This window comes from Streptomyces sp. NPDC018000, from assembly GCF_044328025.1.
Classification (GTDB): Bacteria; Actinomycetota; Actinomycetes; order Streptomycetales; family Streptomycetaceae; genus Streptomyces.
The window spans coordinates 14,572-34,809 of sequence record NZ_JBIRGM010000014.1; the positions used below are offsets into that span (position 1 = coordinate 14,572).

The 20,238-nt window shown below is 69.5% G+C and carries 14 protein-coding genes and 4 pseudogenes; 9 read left to right on the forward strand and 9 right to left on the reverse strand.

Translation table 11 applies throughout. The features are described 5' to 3' along the window. The first annotated feature begins 7 nt into the window (after window positions 1–7). Window positions 8–1,426, forward strand: a complete 1,419-nt coding sequence (locus tag ACH4EW_RS24235) for an FAD-dependent oxidoreductase (RefSeq protein ID WP_398260168.1) — start codon at window positions 8–10, stop codon at window positions 1,424–1,426. A gap of 458 nt (window positions 1,427–1,884) precedes the next feature. Here the strand turns inward: ACH4EW_RS24235 and ACH4EW_RS24240 are convergent, their stop codons facing one another. Further along, complete coding sequence (locus ACH4EW_RS24240; protein ID WP_398260170.1) at window positions 1,885–2,265, reverse strand: hypothetical protein; 381 nt, start codon at window positions 2,263–2,265, stop codon at window positions 1,885–1,887. 277 nt (window positions 2,266–2,542) lie between these two features. On the opposite strand from ACH4EW_RS24240, the gene ACH4EW_RS24245 reads away from it, so the two are divergent. After that, entirely contained in the window at window positions 2,543–3,631 is a 1,089-nt protein-coding gene (locus ACH4EW_RS24245) for a WD40/YVTN/BNR-like repeat-containing protein (protein WP_398260172.1), read from the forward strand. Between the two features lie 112 nt (window positions 3,632–3,743). Here the strand turns inward: ACH4EW_RS24245 and ACH4EW_RS24250 are convergent, their stop codons facing one another. Next, window positions 3,744–4,421, reverse strand: coding sequence for a uracil-DNA glycosylase (locus ACH4EW_RS24250; protein WP_398260174.1), 678 nt, complete (start codon window positions 4,419–4,421; stop codon window positions 3,744–3,746). A gap of 213 nt (window positions 4,422–4,634) precedes the next feature. On the opposite strand from ACH4EW_RS24250, the gene ACH4EW_RS24255 reads away from it, so the two are divergent. Continuing rightward, window positions 4,635–5,699 carry an N-acetylglucosamine kinase gene (locus ACH4EW_RS24255; RefSeq protein ID WP_398260176.1) on the forward strand — a complete coding sequence of 355 codons (1,065 nt, stop codon included), beginning with the start codon at window positions 4,635–4,637 and terminating at the stop codon, window positions 5,697–5,699. Between the two features lie 124 nt (window positions 5,700–5,823). Beyond that, complete coding sequence (locus ACH4EW_RS24260) at window positions 5,824–6,747, forward strand: sirohydrochlorin chelatase (RefSeq protein WP_398260178.1); 924 nt, start codon at window positions 5,824–5,826, stop codon at window positions 6,745–6,747. Window positions 6,748–6,845: 98 nt separating this feature from the next. Here ACH4EW_RS24260 and ACH4EW_RS24265 read toward each other — a convergent pair whose 3' ends face one another. Continuing rightward, complete coding sequence (locus tag ACH4EW_RS24265) at window positions 6,846–7,916, reverse strand: lactonase family protein (RefSeq protein ID WP_398260408.1); 1,071 nt, start codon at window positions 7,914–7,916, stop codon at window positions 6,846–6,848. A gap of 143 nt (window positions 7,917–8,059) precedes the next feature. Then, window positions 8,060–8,845, reverse strand: a pseudogene (locus ACH4EW_RS24270) (FUSC family protein); the annotation flags it as partial. A 19-nt stretch (window positions 8,846–8,864) separates the two neighbouring features. On the opposite strand from ACH4EW_RS24270, the pseudogene ACH4EW_RS24275 reads away from it, so the two are divergent. Beyond that, window positions 8,865–8,990 (forward strand): annotated as a pseudogene (locus tag ACH4EW_RS24275) (site-specific integrase); the annotation flags it as partial. A gap of 222 nt (window positions 8,991–9,212) precedes the next feature. Here the strand turns inward: ACH4EW_RS24275 and ACH4EW_RS24280 are convergent. Both ACH4EW_RS24280 and ACH4EW_RS24285 read right to left on the reverse strand, forming a co-directional pair. Continuing rightward, on the reverse strand, window positions 9,213–10,733 hold the full coding sequence (locus ACH4EW_RS24280) for an FUSC family protein (RefSeq protein WP_398260180.1): 1,521 nt from the start codon (window positions 10,731–10,733) through the stop codon (window positions 9,213–9,215). 251 nt (window positions 10,734–10,984) lie between these two features. Then, complete coding sequence (locus tag ACH4EW_RS24285; protein WP_398260182.1) at window positions 10,985–11,170, reverse strand: hypothetical protein; 186 nt, start codon at window positions 11,168–11,170, stop codon at window positions 10,985–10,987. An 818-nt stretch (window positions 11,171–11,988) separates the two neighbouring features. Here ACH4EW_RS24285 and ACH4EW_RS24290 point away from each other — a divergent pair. Beyond that, window positions 11,989–12,975, forward strand: a complete 987-nt coding sequence (locus tag ACH4EW_RS24290) for a hypothetical protein (RefSeq protein WP_398260184.1) — start codon at window positions 11,989–11,991, stop codon at window positions 12,973–12,975. Window positions 12,976–13,232: 257 nt separating this feature from the next. Here the strand turns inward: ACH4EW_RS24290 and ACH4EW_RS24295 are convergent, their stop codons facing one another. After that, complete coding sequence (locus ACH4EW_RS24295) at window positions 13,233–14,153, reverse strand: alpha/beta fold hydrolase (protein WP_398260186.1); 921 nt, start codon at window positions 14,151–14,153, stop codon at window positions 13,233–13,235. 416 nt (window positions 14,154–14,569) lie between these two features. Continuing rightward, on the reverse strand, window positions 14,570–16,075 hold the full coding sequence (locus tag ACH4EW_RS24300; protein WP_398260188.1) for a wax ester/triacylglycerol synthase family O-acyltransferase: 1,506 nt from the start codon (window positions 16,073–16,075) through the stop codon (window positions 14,570–14,572). Window positions 16,076–16,350: 275 nt separating this feature from the next. Between ACH4EW_RS24300 and ACH4EW_RS24305 the strand changes: the two are divergent. Then, window positions 16,351–16,659 (forward strand): annotated as a pseudogene (locus ACH4EW_RS24305) (universal stress protein); the annotation flags it as partial. 273 nt (window positions 16,660–16,932) lie between these two features. On the opposite strand, the gene ACH4EW_RS24310 reads toward ACH4EW_RS24305, so the two are convergent. Continuing rightward, a complete protein-coding gene (locus ACH4EW_RS24310; RefSeq protein ID WP_398260190.1) occupies window positions 16,933–17,847 on the reverse strand; it encodes a DUF1918 domain-containing protein in 915 nt (304 codons plus the stop codon). A gap of 691 nt (window positions 17,848–18,538) precedes the next feature. On the opposite strand from ACH4EW_RS24310, the gene ACH4EW_RS24315 reads away from it, so the two are divergent. Together ACH4EW_RS24315 and ACH4EW_RS24320 are read left to right on the forward strand one after the other, a co-directional pair. Beyond that, window positions 18,539–19,642, forward strand: coding sequence for a hypothetical protein (locus ACH4EW_RS24315; protein ID WP_398260192.1), 1,104 nt, complete (start codon window positions 18,539–18,541; stop codon window positions 19,640–19,642). 438 nt (window positions 19,643–20,080) lie between these two features. Continuing rightward, window positions 20,081–20,202, forward strand: a pseudogene (locus tag ACH4EW_RS24320) (transposase); the annotation flags it as partial. Between the last annotated feature and the right edge of the window lie 36 nt (window positions 20,203–20,238).

Sequence of the window (20,238 nt, forward strand, 5' to 3'; positions counted from 1 at the left end):
GTGCGCCGTGCTCCGTGTCGCCGTCGTCGGCTCCGGTCCCAGCGGGGTCTACGCCGCCCAGGCCCTGGTCGAACAGGACCGGGTGCCCGATGTGCGGGTCCATGTGCTGGACCGGCTGCCCTGCCCGTACGGCCTGGTGCGCTACGGCGTCGCCCCCGACCACGAGAAGATCAAGTCGCTGCAGAGCAGCCTGCGGACCGTCCTGGAGCACGAGCGGGTCACCTTCCTCGGCAATGTCGAGGTGGGCGGCGACGGGGTCCCACCCGGACGGCTCGGCGAGCTCTACCAAGCGGTCGTGTACTGCGTCGGGGCGGCGACCGACCGCGGCCTGGCCGTCCCCGGCGAGGACCTGCCCGGCAGCTGCTCCGCGACCGAGTTCGTCTCCTGGTACAGCGCACACCCCGATGCAGCGGCCAACAGCTTTGCGCTGCAGGCCCGTTCGGCCGTGGTGATCGGGGTCGGCAATGTGGCGGTGGACGTGGCGCGGATTCTCGCCCGGAGCGCGGAGGAGCTGCGCCCGACCGACGTACCGCACGGTGCGCTCGGTGCGCTGGCCGGAAGCCGGTTGCGTGAGGTCCACATGGCGGGCAGGCGCGGCCCCTCCCAGGCCAGGTTCACCACCAAGGAGCTGCGGGAGCTGGGCTCGCTGCCGCGGGCGCGGGTGGTGGTGGACGAGGCAGAGCTGGCCCTCGACCCGGCGTACGTCGATCCGTCCCCCCGGTTGACGCCGTCCCTGCCCTCACCACCGAACGCGCCGACCCTGACGGCGGCGGCGCGGCGCAATGTCGAGGTCCTGCGCGGATGGGCCGCGGCGGGCGCCACAGGTGCGGGCGCGGCGGGAGACCCGGTGCGCATGATCCACCTGCGGTTCTTTCTGCGCCCCGTCGAACTGCTGGAGCGGGGCGGCCGGGTGGCCGGCGTGCGGTTCGCCCGTACCGTGCCGGACGGCAGCGGGGGCGTGCGCGACGCCGGTACCTATGAGGACATCGACGCCCAGCTCGTGCTGCGGGCCGTCGGCTACCGCGGGCTGCCACTGCCCGGCCTGCCGTTCGACCGGGCGCGCGGGACGGTGCCGCATCTGGCGGGGCGGGTGCTGCGGGACGGGGTGCCGTCGCCCGGGGAGTACGTCGCCGGGTGGATCAAGCGGGGGCCGACCGGAGTGATCGGTTCGAACCGGTCGTGCGCGAAGGAGACGGTGGCATCGTTGCTCGATGACGCCACGCTGCTCGCCGGGCGCCCGTCGGCGCCCGATCCGGTGGCCGCGCTGCGGGCATGGGGGCTGCGCCCGGTGGAATGGGACGGCTGGCTTTCCATCGAGCGGGCGGAAGCGGCGCTGGGCCGGTCGCTGGGCCGAGGGCCGGTGAAGATCCCGGACTGGGCGGGGCTGCTGAGTGCCGCGGAGGGTGGCGAACGGGGCGGATCGTGAGGCCGAGGGCTCTCCCACAGTCCCCGGCGGGCGCACAACGACAGCTACGGCACCTCGCCGCGTTGCCGCAACGCCCGAATACGCCCAGTACGGCTGAATGCGTTCACAAGGGCCCAAAGCTGGGAGACGGCTCAGTGACCGGCACAAAGGCCGTCATCGAAGCATTCGGAGCTCCCGAGACCGGCCCGTTCACGCCTGTAAAGCGGAAGCACTGACCACCGGCTCGGGACGATCGGTATCACGTAGGATCTGACACTCGCCGCGCCATTGCCGCTGTTCCACCCAGCCTCGGGCTTTCATGTGCCTGGGGGTCCGATGCTTGACCCCCCTGCCTCGATACCGGCGCCATGGGAGTTCCCGCCGCTGGAGACGTCCAGCAGGTCGACGCCGTGGGCCTGGAGGTCCTTGCCAGCCGTACGGTCTCTGGGCCTCACGCGCCGCTGAGCGGCGTATGCGGGCTATCCGCGACGCCTCAGCGCGATGTCGGCGTCCGCGTCGTAACCCTGGGTCCAGCTGCGTCCGGCACCCGACTTCCAGGTGACATGGGCGGTGGTGCCGTCGACCCTGACGCCCTCCACCGTCATGGCCCGGTCGCCGTCCCGTACATCCCCTCGACACAGTTCGCGCGCCTTGACGGTGACGGGCTCCGCCGACTGCGCGCTCTCGGCGTCGTCCGCCGCGAGGGCGAGCGCCGCCGCCAGTTCACGCGCGCGGGCGGGGGTACAGATCACAGTGAGCTCTCCCGACGGTGCCACGCCCCGGACCTGGACCCCCGCCCCAACGGGGATCACCTCCAGCATCGCAACGTGTCCGTCGCGGTCCTCGATCCCACTCGTCATCGCTCTGCTCTCCTTTTGCCCGGTGCACCGTTCGGCCCAGTGCAGCGGGAGGCTCTCCGGCGGCCCAGACAACTGGGTTGAGGCCGCCGGTGTCGACGACCAGGTTCTGCAGCACCACCGCCGGAGTCGACCACCCAGAATTTCAGCATATGGACTCCGGACCGGCCGATCGATATGGAACAGGGCCCGGGGTCCGGAGCTGCCCTGCGGGTCACTGTCAGTGCCGGGGTGCAGACTGGTCCTTATCCGACACAACGGCGTTTCGGGAGGTTCGGCCATGGCCGACGTACTACTCACTGTAGGCACCCGCAAGGGACTCTTCATCGGCCACAGGCTCGATGGCGCGTGGGAGTTCGACGGCCCGCATTTCAATGCCCAGGCGATCTACTCGATCGCCATCGACACCCGCAGGCAGATCCCCCGACTGCTGGTCGGCGGGGACAGTGCGCACTGGGGCCCCTCGGTCTTCCGCTCCGACGACCTGGGCGGCACATGGTTCGAACCAGAGCAACCGGCAGTGAAGTTCCCGCAGTTCACCGAAGCATCGCTGGAGCGGGTCTGGCAGCTGCACCCGGCGGGCCCCGAGGCACCCGATGTCGTATACGCGGGGACCGAGCCGGCGGCGCTGTTCCGTTCTGACGACGGCGGGGCGTCCTTCGAGCTGGTCCGCCCGCTGTGGGAGCATCCGACGCGTTCGAAGTGGGTGCCGGGCGGGGGCGGTGAGGGTCTGCACACCATCCTCACGGACCCCAGGGATGCCCGGGCCGTGACGGTCGCGGTCTCCACGGCCGGGGTGTTCCGCACCAAGGACGGCGGTGCGAGCTGGACTCCGTCGAACAAGGGAGTGTCGGCGGCCTTCCTCCCCGACCCGAATCCGGAGTTCGGCCAGTGCGTCCACAAGGTGGCCCGGGACGCGGTCGATCCCGACCGGCTCTACCTCCAGAACCACTGGGGAGTTTTCCGGAGCGACGACTCCGGGGACAGTTGGACGGACATCGGCCGGGGTCTGCCCTCCGATTTCGGTTTCGCCGCAGCCGCGCACCCGCACCGCGCGGACACGGCGTACATCTTCCCGATCAACGCCGATGCCGACCGCGTGCCTGCCGAGCACCGCTGCCGGGTCTTCCGGACCGGCGATGCGGGCAACACCTGGGAGCCGCTGTCGGCGGGCCTGCCCGAGGAGATGCATTACGGCACGGTGCTGCGCGATGCGCTCTGTACGGACGACGCCGACCCGGCGGGCGTCTACTTCGGTAATCGCAATGGCGAGGTGTATGCGAGCGCGGACGACGGAGACAGCTGGCAGCAGCTCGCCTCGCACCTGCCCGATGTCCTCTGCGTCCGGGCGGCGGTCGTCGGTCCGTGACCATCGGCGGACAAGTAACAAGCCGTGCAGGTGTTCCGAGGACGTGACACCGGTCCCGAGAGGGAGCCGGTGTCATTCCGGGACCGGCGCGATGCCGGGGCGATCGTCCTGTCTACGGCAGTTGCCAGTCCACCGGCTGGGCCCCCTGGCGGAGCAGGAGTTCATTGGTACGGCTGAACGGACGCGAGCCGAAGAAACCTCGGTCCGCCGACATGGGCGAGGGGTGCGCGGACTCGATCGCCGGGAAGCCGTCGAGGAACGGCCGCAGATTCCGGGCGTCGCGCCCCCACAGCACGGACACCAGGGGCTTGCCACGCGCGGCCAGGGCCCGGATGGCCTGCTCGGTCACTTCCTCCCAGCCCTTGCCACGGTGCGCACCGGGTTTACGGGGCGCCGTGGTGAGCGCCCTGTTCAGCAGCAGAACGCCCTGGCGCGTCCACGGCGTCAGATCGCCGTTGGACGGTCGCGGGAGCCCAAGGTCCGTGTGCAGCTCCCGGAAGATGTTCTCCAGACTGCCCGGCAGCTGACGCACGTCGGGGGCCACGGAGAAGCTCAGCCCCATGGCCATCCCCGGTGTCGGGTAGGGGTCCTGACCGACGATCAGGACACGTACCTCGTCGAAGGGTTGCTGGAATGCGCGCAGGACGTTCGCACCTGCCGGCAGATAGGTGCGGCCGGCTGCGACCTCCGCTCGCAGGAAATCGCCCATCGCGGCGACGCGTCCGGCAACAGGTGCCAGCGCCTCGGCCCAACCGGGCTCGACTACTTCGTTCAACGGTCGTGGTGCCACAACACATCACTCTACCGGCGTACTGAACCCGCCCACCGCCGCTGTGTCGGCTTCCGCGGCCGGACTCCCCCGCCCTGGTCCGGTATCCGGGGAGTCGGGATAGGCTGCCGCCGTCATTCCTCTTCTCACCTCTTCCTACTGGAGCCGGTCCATGAGGTCACGCAGGCGTTGGCCGGAAGGCAGCGGTACTCGGTGCGCCCGGTGGAGGCTGTCGTGACGGCGGGGTCGGGTGCGGAGACGGAGACGGAGACGGATTCAACGGCTGGTGCATCGGGGCCGTTCGCGCTCGGTGTGGACTCGGGCGGTTCCGGGCTGCGGGTGGCGCTGGGCACCGTCGGCATGTCCGCCCCGGTGGGCACGGCGGTCTGTGCCGAGCCGGTACGCACAGGACCTGCGGGGATCGATGCGGGCCATCTGCTGGAGCAGGTGCTGCCCGCCGCCCGCCGGCTGCTGGAGCAGCACGGCAGCGGTGACGGCTCCGGTATCGCCACCGCGGCAATCGGCGCCGCCGGTATGGCGACGCTCGGCGGACAGCTGCGCGCCGAGCTGCCTTCAGCCCTGGAGAGCGCGCTCGGGGTGCGCCGGCTGGCTCTCGCCGCCGATGCGGTGACCGCGTACGCGGGTGCGGTCGGCCAGCGCCCGGGGGCGGTCGTCGCGGGTGGAACGGGCCTGATCGCACTGGGTACGGATCTGGCGAGCTGGCGACGGGCCGACGGCTGGGGTCATCTGCTGGGTGACAGCGGCGGCGGCGCCTGGATCGGGCGGGCCGGGCTCGATGCGGGCATGCGCGCCCATGACGGGCGGCGCGGCGGGTCCGCCTCGCTGCTGGCCCGGCTGGAGGCGGTGTTCGGGCCGGCGCCGGAACTGCCGGGACTGCTGTATCCGCGTGCCGACCGGCCGGCCGTGCTGGCCTCGTTCGCACCCGAGGTCGCCGCGTGCGCGGGGCATGATCCGGTCGCCGCGGGCATTCTGCGCGAGGCCGCCGGACATATCGCGGAGGCGGCCGCAGCGGTGTGCCCGAAGGCCGGGGCCGACGACGAACCCTGCGAAGTGGCCCTGACGGGTGGCTTGTTCCGGATGGGCGAACCGCTGCTCGTACCGCTGCGAGAGGAATTGTCCCGGCAGCTCCCGCATGCGCGGACGATCCCCGGTTCTGGTGATCCGCTGACCGGTGCGCTGGCCATCGCTCAGGCGTTGGCCGCGGGGGATCTGCGACTGCCCCGCCATACCACCCTGCTCTGCGTACCCGGTTACGGGCGTGGGCAGGATCACGGATAGTCGCCGACAGAACAGAACAGGACAGTCAGCCAGTAAGCCTCCCATCGGATATAAGCGGACAGATAACGCCTGTCTGGGCCCTCCCCGAACAGCGGGGCACCCAAAACCAGTAGCATGCGGCGCCATGAGCACCCCCACTGGGCCCGCTTCCGGCCTGCCTGTACGAATGCCGCGACCTCGCCAGTCCGGACGGCACCGCCGCCCGGAGCCCGTGGTCGCACCCGAGGGCGCTGCCGCGCTCATTCTCGCCGTTCCCGGTACCCCCTCTTCGGCCACGCGCAGCCTGGCCGAAGAGGTGATCAGCATCGCCCGTTCCGAGCTGCCCGGCCTCAATGCCCGGATCGGCTACCTGGACGGCGACGACGCCGAGTACCCGAAGCTTTCGTCCGTACTCACCCACAGCGCCGCCGAGCGCATTGCGCGCTTCGAGCAGGCGCAGGCCGCGGGCCGTGAGGTCGCCGAGCCCGAGGGCCCGTCCGCCGTCGTGGTGCCGCTGCTCGCGGGGCCGGACAGCGCCCTGATCCGGCGGATACGGCAGGCCGTGATGGACAGCGGCACGCAGGTCGAGCTGACCGATGCGCTCGGCCCGCACCCGCTGCTCGCCGAGGCGCTGCACGTACGGCTCTCCGAGGCCGGTCTGGCCCGCGCCGACCGTGCCAGGCTCTTCACGGTGGCCACGGCCGCCGATGGCATCGTGCTGGCCACGGTGGGTGGCGAGGAGGCCGTACAGGCCGCCGGCATCACCGGGATGCTGCTGGCCGCCCGGCTCGCGGTACCGGTGATGGCCGCCGCACTCGACGTGGAGGGTTCCGTCGCGTCGATCGCCGAGCAGCTCACGGGCTCCGGCTCGGCGCAGCTCGCGCTGGCTCCGTACCTCGTCGGCCCCGAGGTGGCCGAGGGACTGCTGGATGCCGCCGCGAAGGAGGCGGGCTGTGCGACGGCCGAGCCGCTCGGCGCGTACCCGGCGATCGGCAAGCTCGTGCTGTCGAAGTACATGACGGCCCTCGGTATCGCGCCGACGACGCCGCAGGGTGCTCAGACGCACTGACCCGGTGCCGGGTGCGCCCGGCAGCCGTATGCCGTCGATCGCCGGGCGGGCTTGATCCTTCCGGCCCACCCGGCGATTCGGCTGTGCGTGTCGTGATGTCAGGCGAAGATCACGCAGGACGCGGCAGGGACCTCCAGCGAGCCCGTGCGGCGCGGGATGCCGGTCGCCGGATCGACGGCGAACCAACTGACGTTCCCGGACCGCTCATTGGCCGCGTACAGCCGTCGGCCGGTGGGGTCGAGCGCGAGATCACGCGGCCAGTGTCCGCCGCAGTCCACGGTCGTGACCACCGTTGCTGTCTCGCCCGCTGCGTCGAGCGCGAGAACGGAGATGCTGTCGTGCCCGCGGTTGGCGGTCCAGAGGAACCGTCCGTCGTGCGAGACGACCACCTCGGACGGGTAGATCACCGTGTCCCCGCCATGCGCCGATTCCTCGGGCAGCACGGACGTCTCAGCGACCGGTTCCAGGACTCCCGTGGCGGCGTCCCACCTGCATGCGGTGACGGTCGGTTCGAGTTCGTTCAGGATGTAGACGTGGCTGCCCGCAGGGTGGAAAGCCAGGTGACGTGGGCCCGTGCCCGGCCGCAGGGCCGTCTCGCCGTGCAGCCGCAGCGCTCCGGTGGTCGTGTCGAGCGCGCAGATCCGTACGGAGTCGGTCCCGAGGTCCACGCTGAGCACCCAGTTCCCCGACGGGTCCGGCAGCACCTGGTGGGCGTGCGGACCCTGCTGACGGTCGGCGTCCGGACCGCTGCCCTCGTGCCGGAGCACGGCGGTGACGACGCCGAGAGAACCGTCCTTCTGCACGGGCAGAGCGGTGACGCTGCCGGAGCCGTAGTTGGCTGTGAGCACATGACCGCCCGCGAGCGCGAGATGGGTCGGACCATTGCCTTCCACCGGTCGGATCTCGCCGATCGGCTGCGGCACATCGCCGGTGATGTCGAGTGCGGCGGCCGTACCGCGCTCGGTCTCGCTGACCGCGTAGAGCGCCCTGCCGCCCGGACCCGGTCCGTGACCCAGGGCGAGATACGAGGGATCGGGGACGGTGTCCGTCGAGCCGAGGACAGTCAGGGCGCCGGTCTCCTGATCCACGGCAGCGGCGGTGATTCCCTGCCCGCCCGCCGAGGTGAACGACCCGATGAATGCGCGTCCTGCGCCGTTGTCGCTGACCACCGCACTTCTCGTCACCGCACTGCCCCTCTCCGCCGGCTGACCACGACCGTCCGTACCTCGTGATCTTCCCGGGCGACGGTAGCAGTCGACCCGCCGAGGTCTAGACCAAGACCTCGGTTGCCGGCCGGCGCTGCGGGGGCGATTCACGCACCGATCAACGGGGCGCGCGGATCGCTGTGCAGCGGTGCGGCGAGTTCGGCGAGTGCCCGCTCCAGCCCGTGCAGGTGGGTGAGCGCGGGTTCTGCGACGGCCTGGTGCGGCGGGATGCTCGGCACGCCCGCCCTGTACGGCAGATCCGGAGCCGTCAGCGCCTCCAGGGAAGCTTCGACGCGCCAGCAGGCGGCAGCGAGGCGGGCGTCGTGGGATGCTTCCGGGTCTGCGGCCACCGAGGCCAGCCCCCGCACCTCCCGTGCGCATGTGTCCAGCAGAGCGAGTACCTGTCCTGCGCGGGCCTTGCGGGCGCGCAGTGGGCTCAGCGGATGCACCAGCGGGGCCAGGGACATCCGCACCCGCCCGAGGAGCGCCTCCAGCTCTGCGATTCGGGGCGCCGGGTCGGCGGTCGTCGAACCGGCAAGTCGCGCAGCGGCTTCCGCGGTGCAGGCGTGCACGCAGCGCAAGGCCCGCTGGATCCATGCGTCGGTCGTGGCGTGTGTGGTGACCGGCAGCACGAGGAGCACCGCGAGCATCGCACCGAGCGCTCCGGCACCGGTCTCGGTGAGCCGCAGCATGAGCAGGGCCGGGTCGAGCGTGCCGAGGAGTCCGTAGAGCGTCCCGGCCATCACCGTCACGGAGAACACCATCCAGGTGTACGAGACCGCAGCGGTGTAGAAGATCCCGAAGACGGCGATCGCGACGACGGCCGCACTGGGCACGGCAGCACCGTGCAGCGGAATGAGGACGGCCAGGCCGATGGGGATGCCGATCAGTGATGGCGGACGCGGCGGGACTATTCCGATCACGGATGTTGCGGAGTGGATGGGCCACAAGTCCATCGAGGTGACGTATCGCATTTACCGCCACCTCATGCCGTCCTCCATCGGCAGGGCCGCGAGGCTACTCGACACGGGTATCTGATCTACGTGCCGCACAGCCCTGCAGGAGCTGGGTGGCGAAGCGTGTCGCACGTGCGACAACGTCGCGCGCGGCGCGGTCGAATTCCTCAGGCACCCGGCGCAGCACGGCGGTCTCCGTCTATCAGGAAGGCAATCGCACCATCGTGCTCGTCCCGACCCGGATGTCAGAGGCCGAGCAGCACTGGGTCGGGTGGTGCTCGACGATCTCGCCGCGCGAGACGGCTCAAGCGCCGGCCGGGATTTGGCTGGGCCTCCGCAGGGGAACGGCAAGTTCAAGCAGGGCCCGCTCCAGCGCATGGAGGTGGGCAAGGTGGGCGAGCACCGGTTCGACGCCCGCAGGCTCCGTAGTCGTCGCGTTGCCGAGTCGGAGGTCCCGCCCGACGGTCGGCGCATCAGTGAGGGCCTCGACAGCAGCCTCCACACGCCAGCAGGCTGCGGCGAGCCGGACGTCGTGCGAGGCCTCCGGATCAGCAGCGACGGAGGCCAGGCCGCGCACCTCGCGTGCGCAGTCGTCGAGCAATGCGAGCACCTGCCGCGCCCGTCGCTTGCGGGCCTTCATCGGGTTGAGCGGATGCACCAGCGGCGCTAGCGACAAGCGCACCCGGCCGAGGATCGCCTCCAGTTCGGCGACGCACTGGGGCGGGTCGGCGTCCTCGCTCCCGGCGAGCCGGGCAGCGGCCTCCGCCGTGCACGTGTGCACGCACCGCAGCGCCCGCTCCACCCACGCCTCAGTCACCGCGTGCGTGGTTACCGGCAGCACGAACAGCACCGCCAGTACGGCACCGAGCGCCCCGACCGCCGTCTCAGCCACCCGCAGCACAAGCAGGTCCGCGTCGAGCACGCCGAGCAACCCGTACAGCATGCTCGCCATCACGGTCACGGCCAGCATCATCCAGGTATAGGAGACAGCGGCGGTATAGAAGATCCCGAACACGCTCATCGCCACCACCACGGTGGCCACGACCGGCTCATGGTGCAGCGGCACAGCCACGGCGAAGCCCAACCCGATCCCGAGCACCGTCCCCAAGAAGCGTCTGAACCCGCGCACGACGACCTCGCCTCGCGAGGTCGTGGCCACGAACACCCACCAGGTGGCGCCGACCGCCCAGTACCAACGCTGATCGGAGAGCACCTGCCCCACAGCGAGCGCGAACCCCGCCCCCAAGGCCGCTTGCACGGCCTGCCGCGTCGTAATCCGACCGAGCCCCGCTGCCTCGGCAGGGAAAGCGACTGCCACCGGTACCGCGAGCCGCCGCTCATAGCACCACACCCCGAACCGCACCGCCGACGACGCGATGAGCGACAGCAGCACGGCCGCGTACAGCTCGGGCAGCTGGCCGGGCACGGTGTGCAGGAACTGGGCAGAGAAATAGGCCATGAAGCCGAACACGCCCAACGAGTGCCCGCGAGGTCCCCAGCGCCGCGCGTACACCCCCACCCCCACGACGGCGAGGAACGCCAGGTCGCGTGCGACGGGCACATCGTGCAGCGCGGCGGCGAGCGTGAGCACTGGGAGGCCGACGACGGGAAGGAGCACGGTCGTGATCGCCTGCCCACGCACCGTCGGGTCGTTCACCGTGAACAGTGCGAGCAGCGCGGCCAGGCCACCAGCGATGGCCGCCACCAGTGAGTGCCCGGCCGCACCGCACAACGCGACGGCGAGCCCGATGCCGAGCACAGCCCGGGACGCGAACCGCAGCCGCATCCGCCCCGGATCGTGTGCAACGAACGCCCTCTTCAGCAAGTTACCCCGCCCCTTTCACGCATAGACCAGCGCAGACATGAGAAAGGCGCCGCAGAGATCCCGGGGGAACCCGCAGCGCCATTGACAGCCCTATCTCAGCACCTGAGCGGCTAGTGGTTCAAATGAAGTCCAATGTTCTGGGCCAATGGTCCAGAAGGGCTTCGCCTTGCCTGGCCGCATCCAGCCAACGGACCAACTTCACGCAACACCGGCGCGCGAACGGCAGCCACCGCTCCAGAACCTCCACCTGATCACTGCATCTTCTGCTGCCGAACCCAGGCCGTCACCTCGGAAACCTTGAACTGGATCTTGGCGTTGCGGCCGCGTCCAAACTTGTACGGAACGAGCCCGAGAGCGGGGGCGTCACGGTACACCCAGGAGATCGACATGTTCAGGTACTCCGCCGTCGCCTTGGCGTCCATAAATTCCGCAGGCATAGCCACCCAATCTGTCATCGCGTCACGGTGCCCACAGCTTCTCTGCTATCGGCAGATGAATGATCCAATCGGCATACGTTTTGACGTCGCCGGGGATTTCGAGTAGGAGGATGACAACCCCACCGCACACACCCCGCCCTATGACACGACATGTCCGTGAAGTACAAGGAGAAGGCGCGGGGCGGACTGGCGGTCAACATCATCGAGCACTAGGGAAACGGGCCCTGACCAGCGCGTTTGTAACTTTCAGCGCTGTCAGGGCCTTCCCTGCTTACGCGGTGGAATGTCCCTGAAATCTCCCTGAGACAGACATGAAAGTCCCTGAAAAGTCCCCGGGATGTCCCTGCCGCGCCTCGCTCTTGGGGTTTGAGCCTGGCCGCCTGCCGGAGGACCCGGCCCTTGGGGCACCTCGGGGTGTGGAGTGCGTCGGTGCACGTGGTCAGGAAGCAAGACGTACGCTTACGGCACCGTGAGCGATCATGTCGTCTGGCGCCGCGTAGTGCTGCTGAGTGCTATTCAGCCTGGTCAGAGCGTGCACGACAGGTTGTCCTGCTCTGCCCCATATGACGTCATCTAAAGGCGTCCGACTACCGCGAGCGCCCAGGCCACGAACTTTGCCCTGTTACCGAGGCTCGCCGAACTGGAGAAAGATCTCCTCCTACGGCGCAAGAGGGCCGAGGAGGAGCAGTGGCTTGGTGAGATCGAAGGGATCGAGCTGACGCTCACCTTCCTCCGGACCAAGCAGGCAGATGCCGCACGACTCACAAGCCGAGCCCCCGTTGACCTGGGGCTCCCACGGCCACGTCGCTAGGAGAACCGTGACCAGCCCACTCAGCCAGCAGACGATCCAACGGCTCGCTTTCGTCCGATTCCTTCACGAACAGGGCACAGCCCAGAGCGCTCAGCCCGAACCTATGTCGGCTGCCGCCATCCTGTCCTTTCAAGACGCAGTTGAGCACTTCCTGCTGGTCAGCGCAGATCACCTCGGTGTGAACTTGCCGAGCAGCATGCAGTTCATGCAGTACTGGGAGCGACTTCAGCCGAAGCTGCCCACCGGACAAGTCCTTCCAAGCAAGCAGGCCCTCAGCAGGGTGAACAAGCTCCGTGTCGATCTGAAGCATCACGGGAGCATCCCGTCCTCTCACGCCATCGCCCAAGCCAGAGCCGATGTCACTACCTTCTTCACAGACGCGACGCAGATGATCTTCAACGTCGACTTCAAGACCGTGGACATGGTCGATCTCGTTGCTCAGCCCACGATCAATCGACTGCTGCACGAAGCTCAGACGCACTTTGATGCCGACGACAAAGTCTTCGCAATGGGTGGGCTGGCCATAGCTTTCCAAGAGCTTTTGAGGCACTACACAGACCGCAGGATCGAGGGCTTTGGGCGGCCGCCCTTCTCGTTCGGCAATCGCCTCCGCTTCTTCCAGCCGGACAAAGACCAGCAAGGAAGCGCAGTATCACGCCAGCTCACCGCGCTAACGACGACAACGATGGAACTGCAGGAAGCGCTGCAGGTGATCGCGCTTGGTATCGACTACGCGCGATACGCGCACTTCAACGTCATGGTGCCGGCTGTGGACAAGTACGAGGACGGAAGCATCGTGCTCGCGGTCACCGACATGGACATGGCCACGACGGCCGACGACTACCAGCAGGCCAGGCTCTTCGTCATCGAGTCAGCCCTCCAAGCCGCTCGAACTGACGCCACCTTCGATCAGCTGAAGGTCCGCTTCCCGAACGATGTCGACTTTGACATCGAGGAGTGGACCTGGACTGGGCCGGCAGGTTCCCGCGACTAACCCCTTGGAATCGATCATCTGGGGACTCCGGCGTCGACGCGTACCTGTACGCCGGTGCCCGGCACGCGCTCACAGCGCGTGCCGGCCCACTCGTGTCGCTGAGACTCGCGCTCTCGGTGCTGGAGGGGGGCGCGTTGGCGTGCCGTCCCGCTCCGTTGGGTGCCGGGGCGTCGAGCCGGATGATGAACTCGCGGAGCGGCAGGGCCGATTCCCGTAGCCCCGGCCGGTCCGACGGGTTCTTCTCGCTGCTGAGCACCTCATGACGGAACATCAGCTCCGGGCAAGGGCGGTGGGGCGGCCCGCCCGCCCCCACCGCCGCACCCCTGTCGGCTCAGCCCCGCGGTCCGGTGAGGTAGGTGTCGATGACCCGCATCGCCTTCTCCGTTGCCAAGAGCATGGGTGAGGAAGTCGGACAGCTTGTCGGCGTCGACCTTGGTCCGCGTCGGTCCGTTCGGGCCGGGCTCGCGGAGTGTGCCCGCGTCGGCGCGGGCGAACAGTGTGTCGGTGACGGCCGTCAGGTCCTTGCCGTTGAGTGCGCAGGACGTGTCCTTCTCGCACCAGGCCGCGAGCCGTTTCAGGGTGTTGTCGGTGGTGACGCTGCCGTCGGTGAGGTACCGCTCGGCATTCGGCCGGTCCGGGTCCATCGCGCTGTCGAGGGCCAGTGCGCGGAGCCTGCCGGGGAAGAGGCGGGCATAGCGCTCGCCGAGGAAGGTGCCGTAGGAGTGGCCGAGAAAGCTGATTCGGCGTTCGCCGAGGGCGGCGCGGATCGCGTCCATGTCGCGGGCCACGCTCTCCCCGTCCATATGGGCCGCGAGCGGGCCCGTACGCTCCGGACAACTGTCCGCCAGCCTGCCGTTCAGAGTGCGCAGCCGCTCGAACTCGGCCGCGTCGCGGGGGCGGGCCGGGACCTGGTCGCTGATCGTCTCGTCGCATTCGGCGTTCCGGCTGCGGCCGATGCCGCGCGGGTCGAAGCCGATCACGTCGAAGCGCCGGAGCATGGCCGGGGAGTAGCCGCTGACAGGGTCGTCCGCGTACAGCGCGTCGTCGGCCCCGGGCGCGCCGGGGCCGCCCGGGTTCGACATCAGGACGCCGATCCGCCGCGCGGGGTCGGTGGCCCGGTACCGCGCGACGAAGATGCCGGTCCTCGGCCCGTTCGGTTGCGCCCAGTCCAGCGGCACCTCGACCGTCGTGCACTGCGCCCTCGGGCTGGGTCGGGATAGGGCGGCTCGGCCTCGGGGCAGGCGCCCCAACGGATCGGTGACACCGGGACGGCGGCACCGGACGACCGCTGAGCGGCAGCCGTGCTGGGGGTGGCCAGGACGGCGGCGGAGGCGGACAGGGCCAGGAATACGGAGACGACCCGCCGTCCTGCCCTCGGGTTCACGCGCATACTCGTGTTCATGCGCGTCACTGTTCCGACCCCGTATGACGGCGCCTCCATGGGCACATGGTGAGAACGTAACAAGAAGTTCCAGCCGATGCGTCATTCCATTACGAGGCAGCCCCGGCGGGGAGATGAAGAATGGTCGCGGCCGCCTCCCCTGTCGCGAGGAGCTGCCGTAGGACCGGACCCGGACTCCAAGGCCCGGGCACTTTACCCGACCAGCGACTTCAACTCCTCCAAGGCGTCGTGCAGGTAGTCGGCGATGTGCCAGACGTCAGGAACCATCGCGCGGTCGACCACGATCCCCATCCCGAGCTCGCCGTTGTAGGAGAACGCAGTGATGTTCAAGCCGCCGCCGGCATCATTGATCAGGGACACCGGGTACTGGGCGAGGACCTCTCGGCCGCACACGTACAGCGGGATCCGTGGGCCGGTGACGTTCGAGACGGTCAGATTCACCGCCGGGCACCCCCGGGCCAGCAGGCCGAAGAAAGCGCGATCAGCCAGACCGGTCAACGCGGCAGGCACGCTCTCGCAGAGACCCTGCAACCACTGGGCCGGCGCCAGATCGAAGCGATCCTTGATCTTCTGCATCGCCTCGTGGATGGCCTGCAGCCGCTCACGCGGGTCGGCAATCTGGGTCTCCAGCGAGGTGAGCATCACGGTGACCCGATTGCCGGTCTCCTCCACGCCCTTCTTACGCAGCGCGAACGGAACGCAGGCCACCAGCGGCTCCTCGGGCAGGGCGTCGTGGCCGATCAGCCACCGCCGCACGGCCGTCGAGGCGAGGTCCACGACCACGTCGTTGACCGTCACGCCGAAAGCGTTCTTGATGCTTCTCACCTCGTCCAGCGAAAGATCCGCGAAGGCGAAGCGCCGGTGGCGGGAGATCGGCCCGTTGAAGGGTGTCCACGGCACAGCCAGGCTCGGCAGCTCCGGCACCCCCTCAAGCCCAGCGAGACGGCGGGTCACGGACCGGACCGCTCTCGACACCGGGACCGCACCCGGCAGCTGGGAGACCAGTGGAATCTCGTCGAGGTACGGCACTGTCTCAACGACGGACCGCGTCAGGCGCGCGGGATGGGCGATGATCCCAGCCACGGACCTCGCCAGGACCTCAGCCCTGGGCGGGACGCGATCAGGTTCCGCACGCGGGCCGGGTTGCTGGCGCTTGGGGCTCGGCTCCCGATCCATGAAAGCGTTCAGCAGCACCGCCCCACCCACGCCGTCGACCGTCGCGTGATGCGCCTTGACGTACACCGCTGCCCGCCTGCCGCGCAGCCCGCTGATCACGTATACCTCCCACAGCGGATAGCGGCGGTCCAGGCGCTGCTCGTGCAGCCAAGCAACCTGCTCGGCCAACTGATGGTCGTTGCCAGGTCGCGGCAGGGCCAGCTCGCGTACGTGGTAGCCCAGATCCACGGCCTCGTCCTCCACCCAGTACGGGCGGTCCAGGCCCAACGGCACCGTCATGAGCCTCTGCCGCAGCGTGGGGGTGACCGCGCAGCGCTCCTCCGCCAGCTCGGCGAAGTCGCCCCGGGAAAGCTGCCCGTCGACGATCGACAAGCCTCCGATGTTGGCGACATTAATGTCGCTCTCGTAACTGAGGAACTGCGCATCGAGCGCGCTCAATTGCCGCAAGACCCCTCCTTGCCCCCACGAACTGGCATCCCGCCGCACCCCAGCACGCCGTGCTGGGGCCACCACGGCCGGCACCGCTCAGCCCTTGATCTCGGTAGCGGGGCTCGGCGGTCTACGCCTCGGGGATGGTTACCGTCAGTACCCCTCAGCGAGGGAGGCTCTGGCCTCTCCGGCTCTCACTTCCGTACGGCGGCAGCACCCTGAATTGCGGATCACATCCGCCGCACTGCGGCATTCGGGTCACCTCCATCCTGACCTGACCCCAACCGCCCCGCAATCCAGGTCCCGGGCCAGCATGCCTGCGCCCGCCCTGGCTGGCACCAAGAACGCGACTGCCCCGCCTGGTCGGGTACATATGGCAGCCTCCGCAGCTCGGAGTCCTGGACGAGAACGCGGCCGTCCAGGAGTGCCGTCGGCTGCTGTCGGAGACGGTCGCCGGGCGTGCGGCCGCCCATCCGGAGGTGGAACTGCACCATGAGGTCGTGTACGGCCACCCGGTACAGGTCCTCACCAACGCGTCCGAACACGCCCTCGGCCTGGTCGCGGGCCCACGCGGGCACGGCGGCTTCACCGGCATGCTGCTGTGCTCCGTCAGCCAGGGCATACTGCACCATGCACGCTGTCCGGTCGTCACCGTCCCGCACGCGCGCGACCAGTAGGCGGCGGGTGCCCGCATCCTCGCTCACTCCTGGCTGCATTCCCAACTTGCTTCTGACACTGCTCGGCATCCCGACGTGTGCCACGCACAGCTCCACCGTGGCTTACTTCCCGCCGGACTGCACTGGCACCACGGGGGCGGGAGAAGTGAGCGAGTGCGAGTACGCGACGGCCATGACAGGGGCCGCTCGTGGACCGCAGCGGGGCCCAAGGGTCGGTTGACGCGGGTTCGTTGCCACGGGTGTGCGCCTGAGCAAACCGCAGCCTGCGGTCACTCACTGGCTGGCAGGGACGATGCGGCGGCCGGTGAGGCGCCTGGGCTGGACGGATACCCACATCCCACGCTCACCCCCGGCCCACGGCTCGGTACGGGCTCGATCGGCCAGCCGCCGCACGGCCTCGGGCTCCGAAACGACGCGGGCCGGGCCGACAGCGAGCACACTCCAACCCTGGCTCATGGCCTCGTCGACATGGTCGACTTCGAAGGCGACGTCCGTTCCCACGGCTGCGGCGGGGGCCGAGCCAGGAGCGGTACGGAAGACGATGGCGTCGTCGACGACCTCGTAATTCACGGGGATGATCGCCGGGCCGTCCGGGGTGGACACCGCGACACGCCCCACACCGTGAGTGGAGAGCCGGACGCGGCATTCGCCGGGCCTGAGAGCCTGCAGCCGGGGGTGGAGGAGCGCCTGCCCCTGGCCGGGCGGCGCCTCGACGCCGACCCCGCGCAGCGACGCGACGGTCATGCCCAAGGCGCCAGCCAGCCTGATGAGGGTCGCCAGGCTCGGGTCGGCCGGCCGTTCTTCGAGGTAGGCAAGGTAGTCGGGCGCCATGCCGGCCCGGCCGGCGATTTCCTCGCGGGACAGTCCTTGCCGCGTGCGTTCGGCGGCCACGCGTCGGCCGATGTCGCCAGGGCTGGCGGTCCCGTCTGGTGGGGTCGCTGCGGACATGACACCGGCCTCGTCCATGCCGGGCCGGGAAGGCGCCTGGCGTCCGCCGGGCTGCTCGATGTGATGAACGTGCGCGTCGGGCCCGGGGAACACGAGCGTCACCCCGCCCGTATCCGACCAGCGCACGTCGTAGGGAGGTGTTCCGTCCTCATGGTGGAGTCCGATGATCTCGCCGTCGCGCCTGGCAGAACCGGTCGCCGGACTTTCGATGACGAGTTGGTCGCCGAGGTGAGCTCGCATGATCGCTACCATCTCCTCCCAATGCTGCTGTAGCCAACGTGCCACGCGTGGCACGTTGCCGCATCGGATGCCATCCGGGATTCGATGCGGCAGCTGCGGCCGTACGGACGTGCCGACGCAGACGCTCGCGCACCGAGCGCCCCTCACGGTCGCCCACCTGGCCGCTGACGTCGGCAGGAGACAGCAGCGCTCTGAACGTGGCTGCAGCTTTTTACGAGACGGATGCGGTCGCCGTGGGGCCAGTCGTCACCGTGGGCCTGGATGGTGACCGCCGGTCAGCGACGGCCACCGCGGTGCTCACGTCGACGGATGCCATGGGGGATACGAGCTGCCTCCTTGAGGAGCGGGTGATGCAGCGCAGAGTGGGCGCCCAAGGTAGCCGCACGGGCGCTCGCCTGCCGGACGCAAGCTCATCAGGGCTCCCGGAATCGCGGCACGGAGTCGCCGGTCGTCCCTGGACCCGAGTCTCCCTCCGGGAGGAGACCCTGTCGCGCCGGGCCGGGCGGGGCTGAGGGTTGCCGCATCCGCCCGGCGGCAGGCTGATCGGATCGGTGTGACACTGGCCGGGTAGGTGACGGGCCGAAGCTCGTCGGGAGGCTGCTGTGAGCGACTTCGAACGTCAGGCCGCCGGCTCGGCGTGGGAACGCGGTCGTCCTCGCCCGGGAGATCGACGGCGCACCCGGGAGTGACCATGAGACTTACGTTCCTCGAGCCCCTGTACAAGCAGCCTGGTCCCTTCGCGTCGGTGTATCTGGATACCTCCCGCGACAGCGCCGTCGAGGATCCCGATGCCGCCATAGAACTGCGCTGGCGGCATCTGCGGGACGCGCTGAGGTCCGAGGGAGCGGACCAGGGCTCCGTCACCGCGGTGGCACGTGTGGTGGGCAGCGACGCGGACGTCCCCGGCACCCACGGGCAGGCGGTGTTCACCGCGCATGGTCGACTGGCTCTGCTGGACGAGCTGCCCGCCCCGCCCGCACGGGACACGGCGCACTTCGGACCACTGCCGGACACCATGCCGCTGCTCGTCCAACACACTCCCGGTATCCCGTACCTGGCGGTCCGCGTTCACTACAGAGGCCCTCACTCAACGGACGCCACCGGCAACGTGCGCATCGACGCCGAGGCGGGTATCTGGCCCCTGACCAAGGTCACACCGGAACACCTCCTCCACGAGGAGATCCCTGTGACCGACTGGCTGCACGCTGCAGGAGTGATCGGGAGGAAGCTGGAGGGCCACGCACGCGGCATCGACGCCGAAGCGGTGGTCGTAGCGGGAGACGTCTGGGCCCGCGGCATCCTCGTCCACCGGCTTCCCGCGTTCCTGCGCCGACAGGTCACCCCGGTGGAAGGCGTGGGCGAGTCCCAGCCTGGGAGGGCGCTCATGGAGCGGCGGCTCGAAAGTCTCTTCAGCGGACTCATGGCCGCGCACGACCGGGCCCTGCTGGATGCTCTCCTCGCTCAGCAGGCCCGCGACGGAGCCTCGGCCGAGGACCTCCCCGCCGCCATATCAGCCCTGCAGCGCGGACGGGTCAAGGCCCTCTTCCTCAACAACCATCCCGAGTCGACGCTGCGCCTGTGGGTCGGCCCTGAACCCGGCCAGCTCGCCCTCACCGAGCAGGAACTGCGCTCCTACGGCGTACAGGACGTCCGCGAGGAGCGCGCCGACGCGGCCCTGACCCGCGCCCTGGTGGGCACGAAGGCCGAACTCGTCGTGATACCCGAGCAGCGGCTGCAGTTGCGTGAGGGCGTGGCCGTACTGCTGCGCTACACCGAACCCGAATCACGCACATGACCACGGGCTCTTCCGGGGGCGGCCAGCTGTCGATCGGGGCTCTCTGCGCCTGAGCCATGACCACCAGCCTTCCTTTTGACTACGGGCGCTTCTTCCGGCGACGCCCTGCTCCCGGGTGTCGCCGGCGTACGGACGCGAAGGGCCCGATGTCCGGGTCTGCGACCCCAACAGCCCCGGACCCCAGGGCCTACCGGGGGATGTTGCACCATTCTCGGAGGCCGCGAATGCCACGAGCAGCGGCCCGGGAACTGCGGTGCGTCAGGAGCTTTGTCGTGGACACCGGCTGCAAGTGGCGGGCTTTGCCTGCGGCTTTCCCGCCTGGCGCACAGTCTGGGGGGGCATGGCCCGCTGGGCAGCGGCCGGGATCGTCGGCCAGATCCTCAACCAGATTTCGGGGCGGATCCTCCGGGACATGGGCAAAGGCCCCGGGCGGTCGACACAGTGATCGACTCCCAGAGCGTCAAGGCCGCCGAACCGTCTCCAAGGCCACCCGCGGCTACGACGCGGGCACGAAAATCAATGGTCACAAGCGCCACCTGGTCGTCGACACCCGAGGCCTCTCATCGCCGTGGTCACCCCCGCCGACCTGCACGACG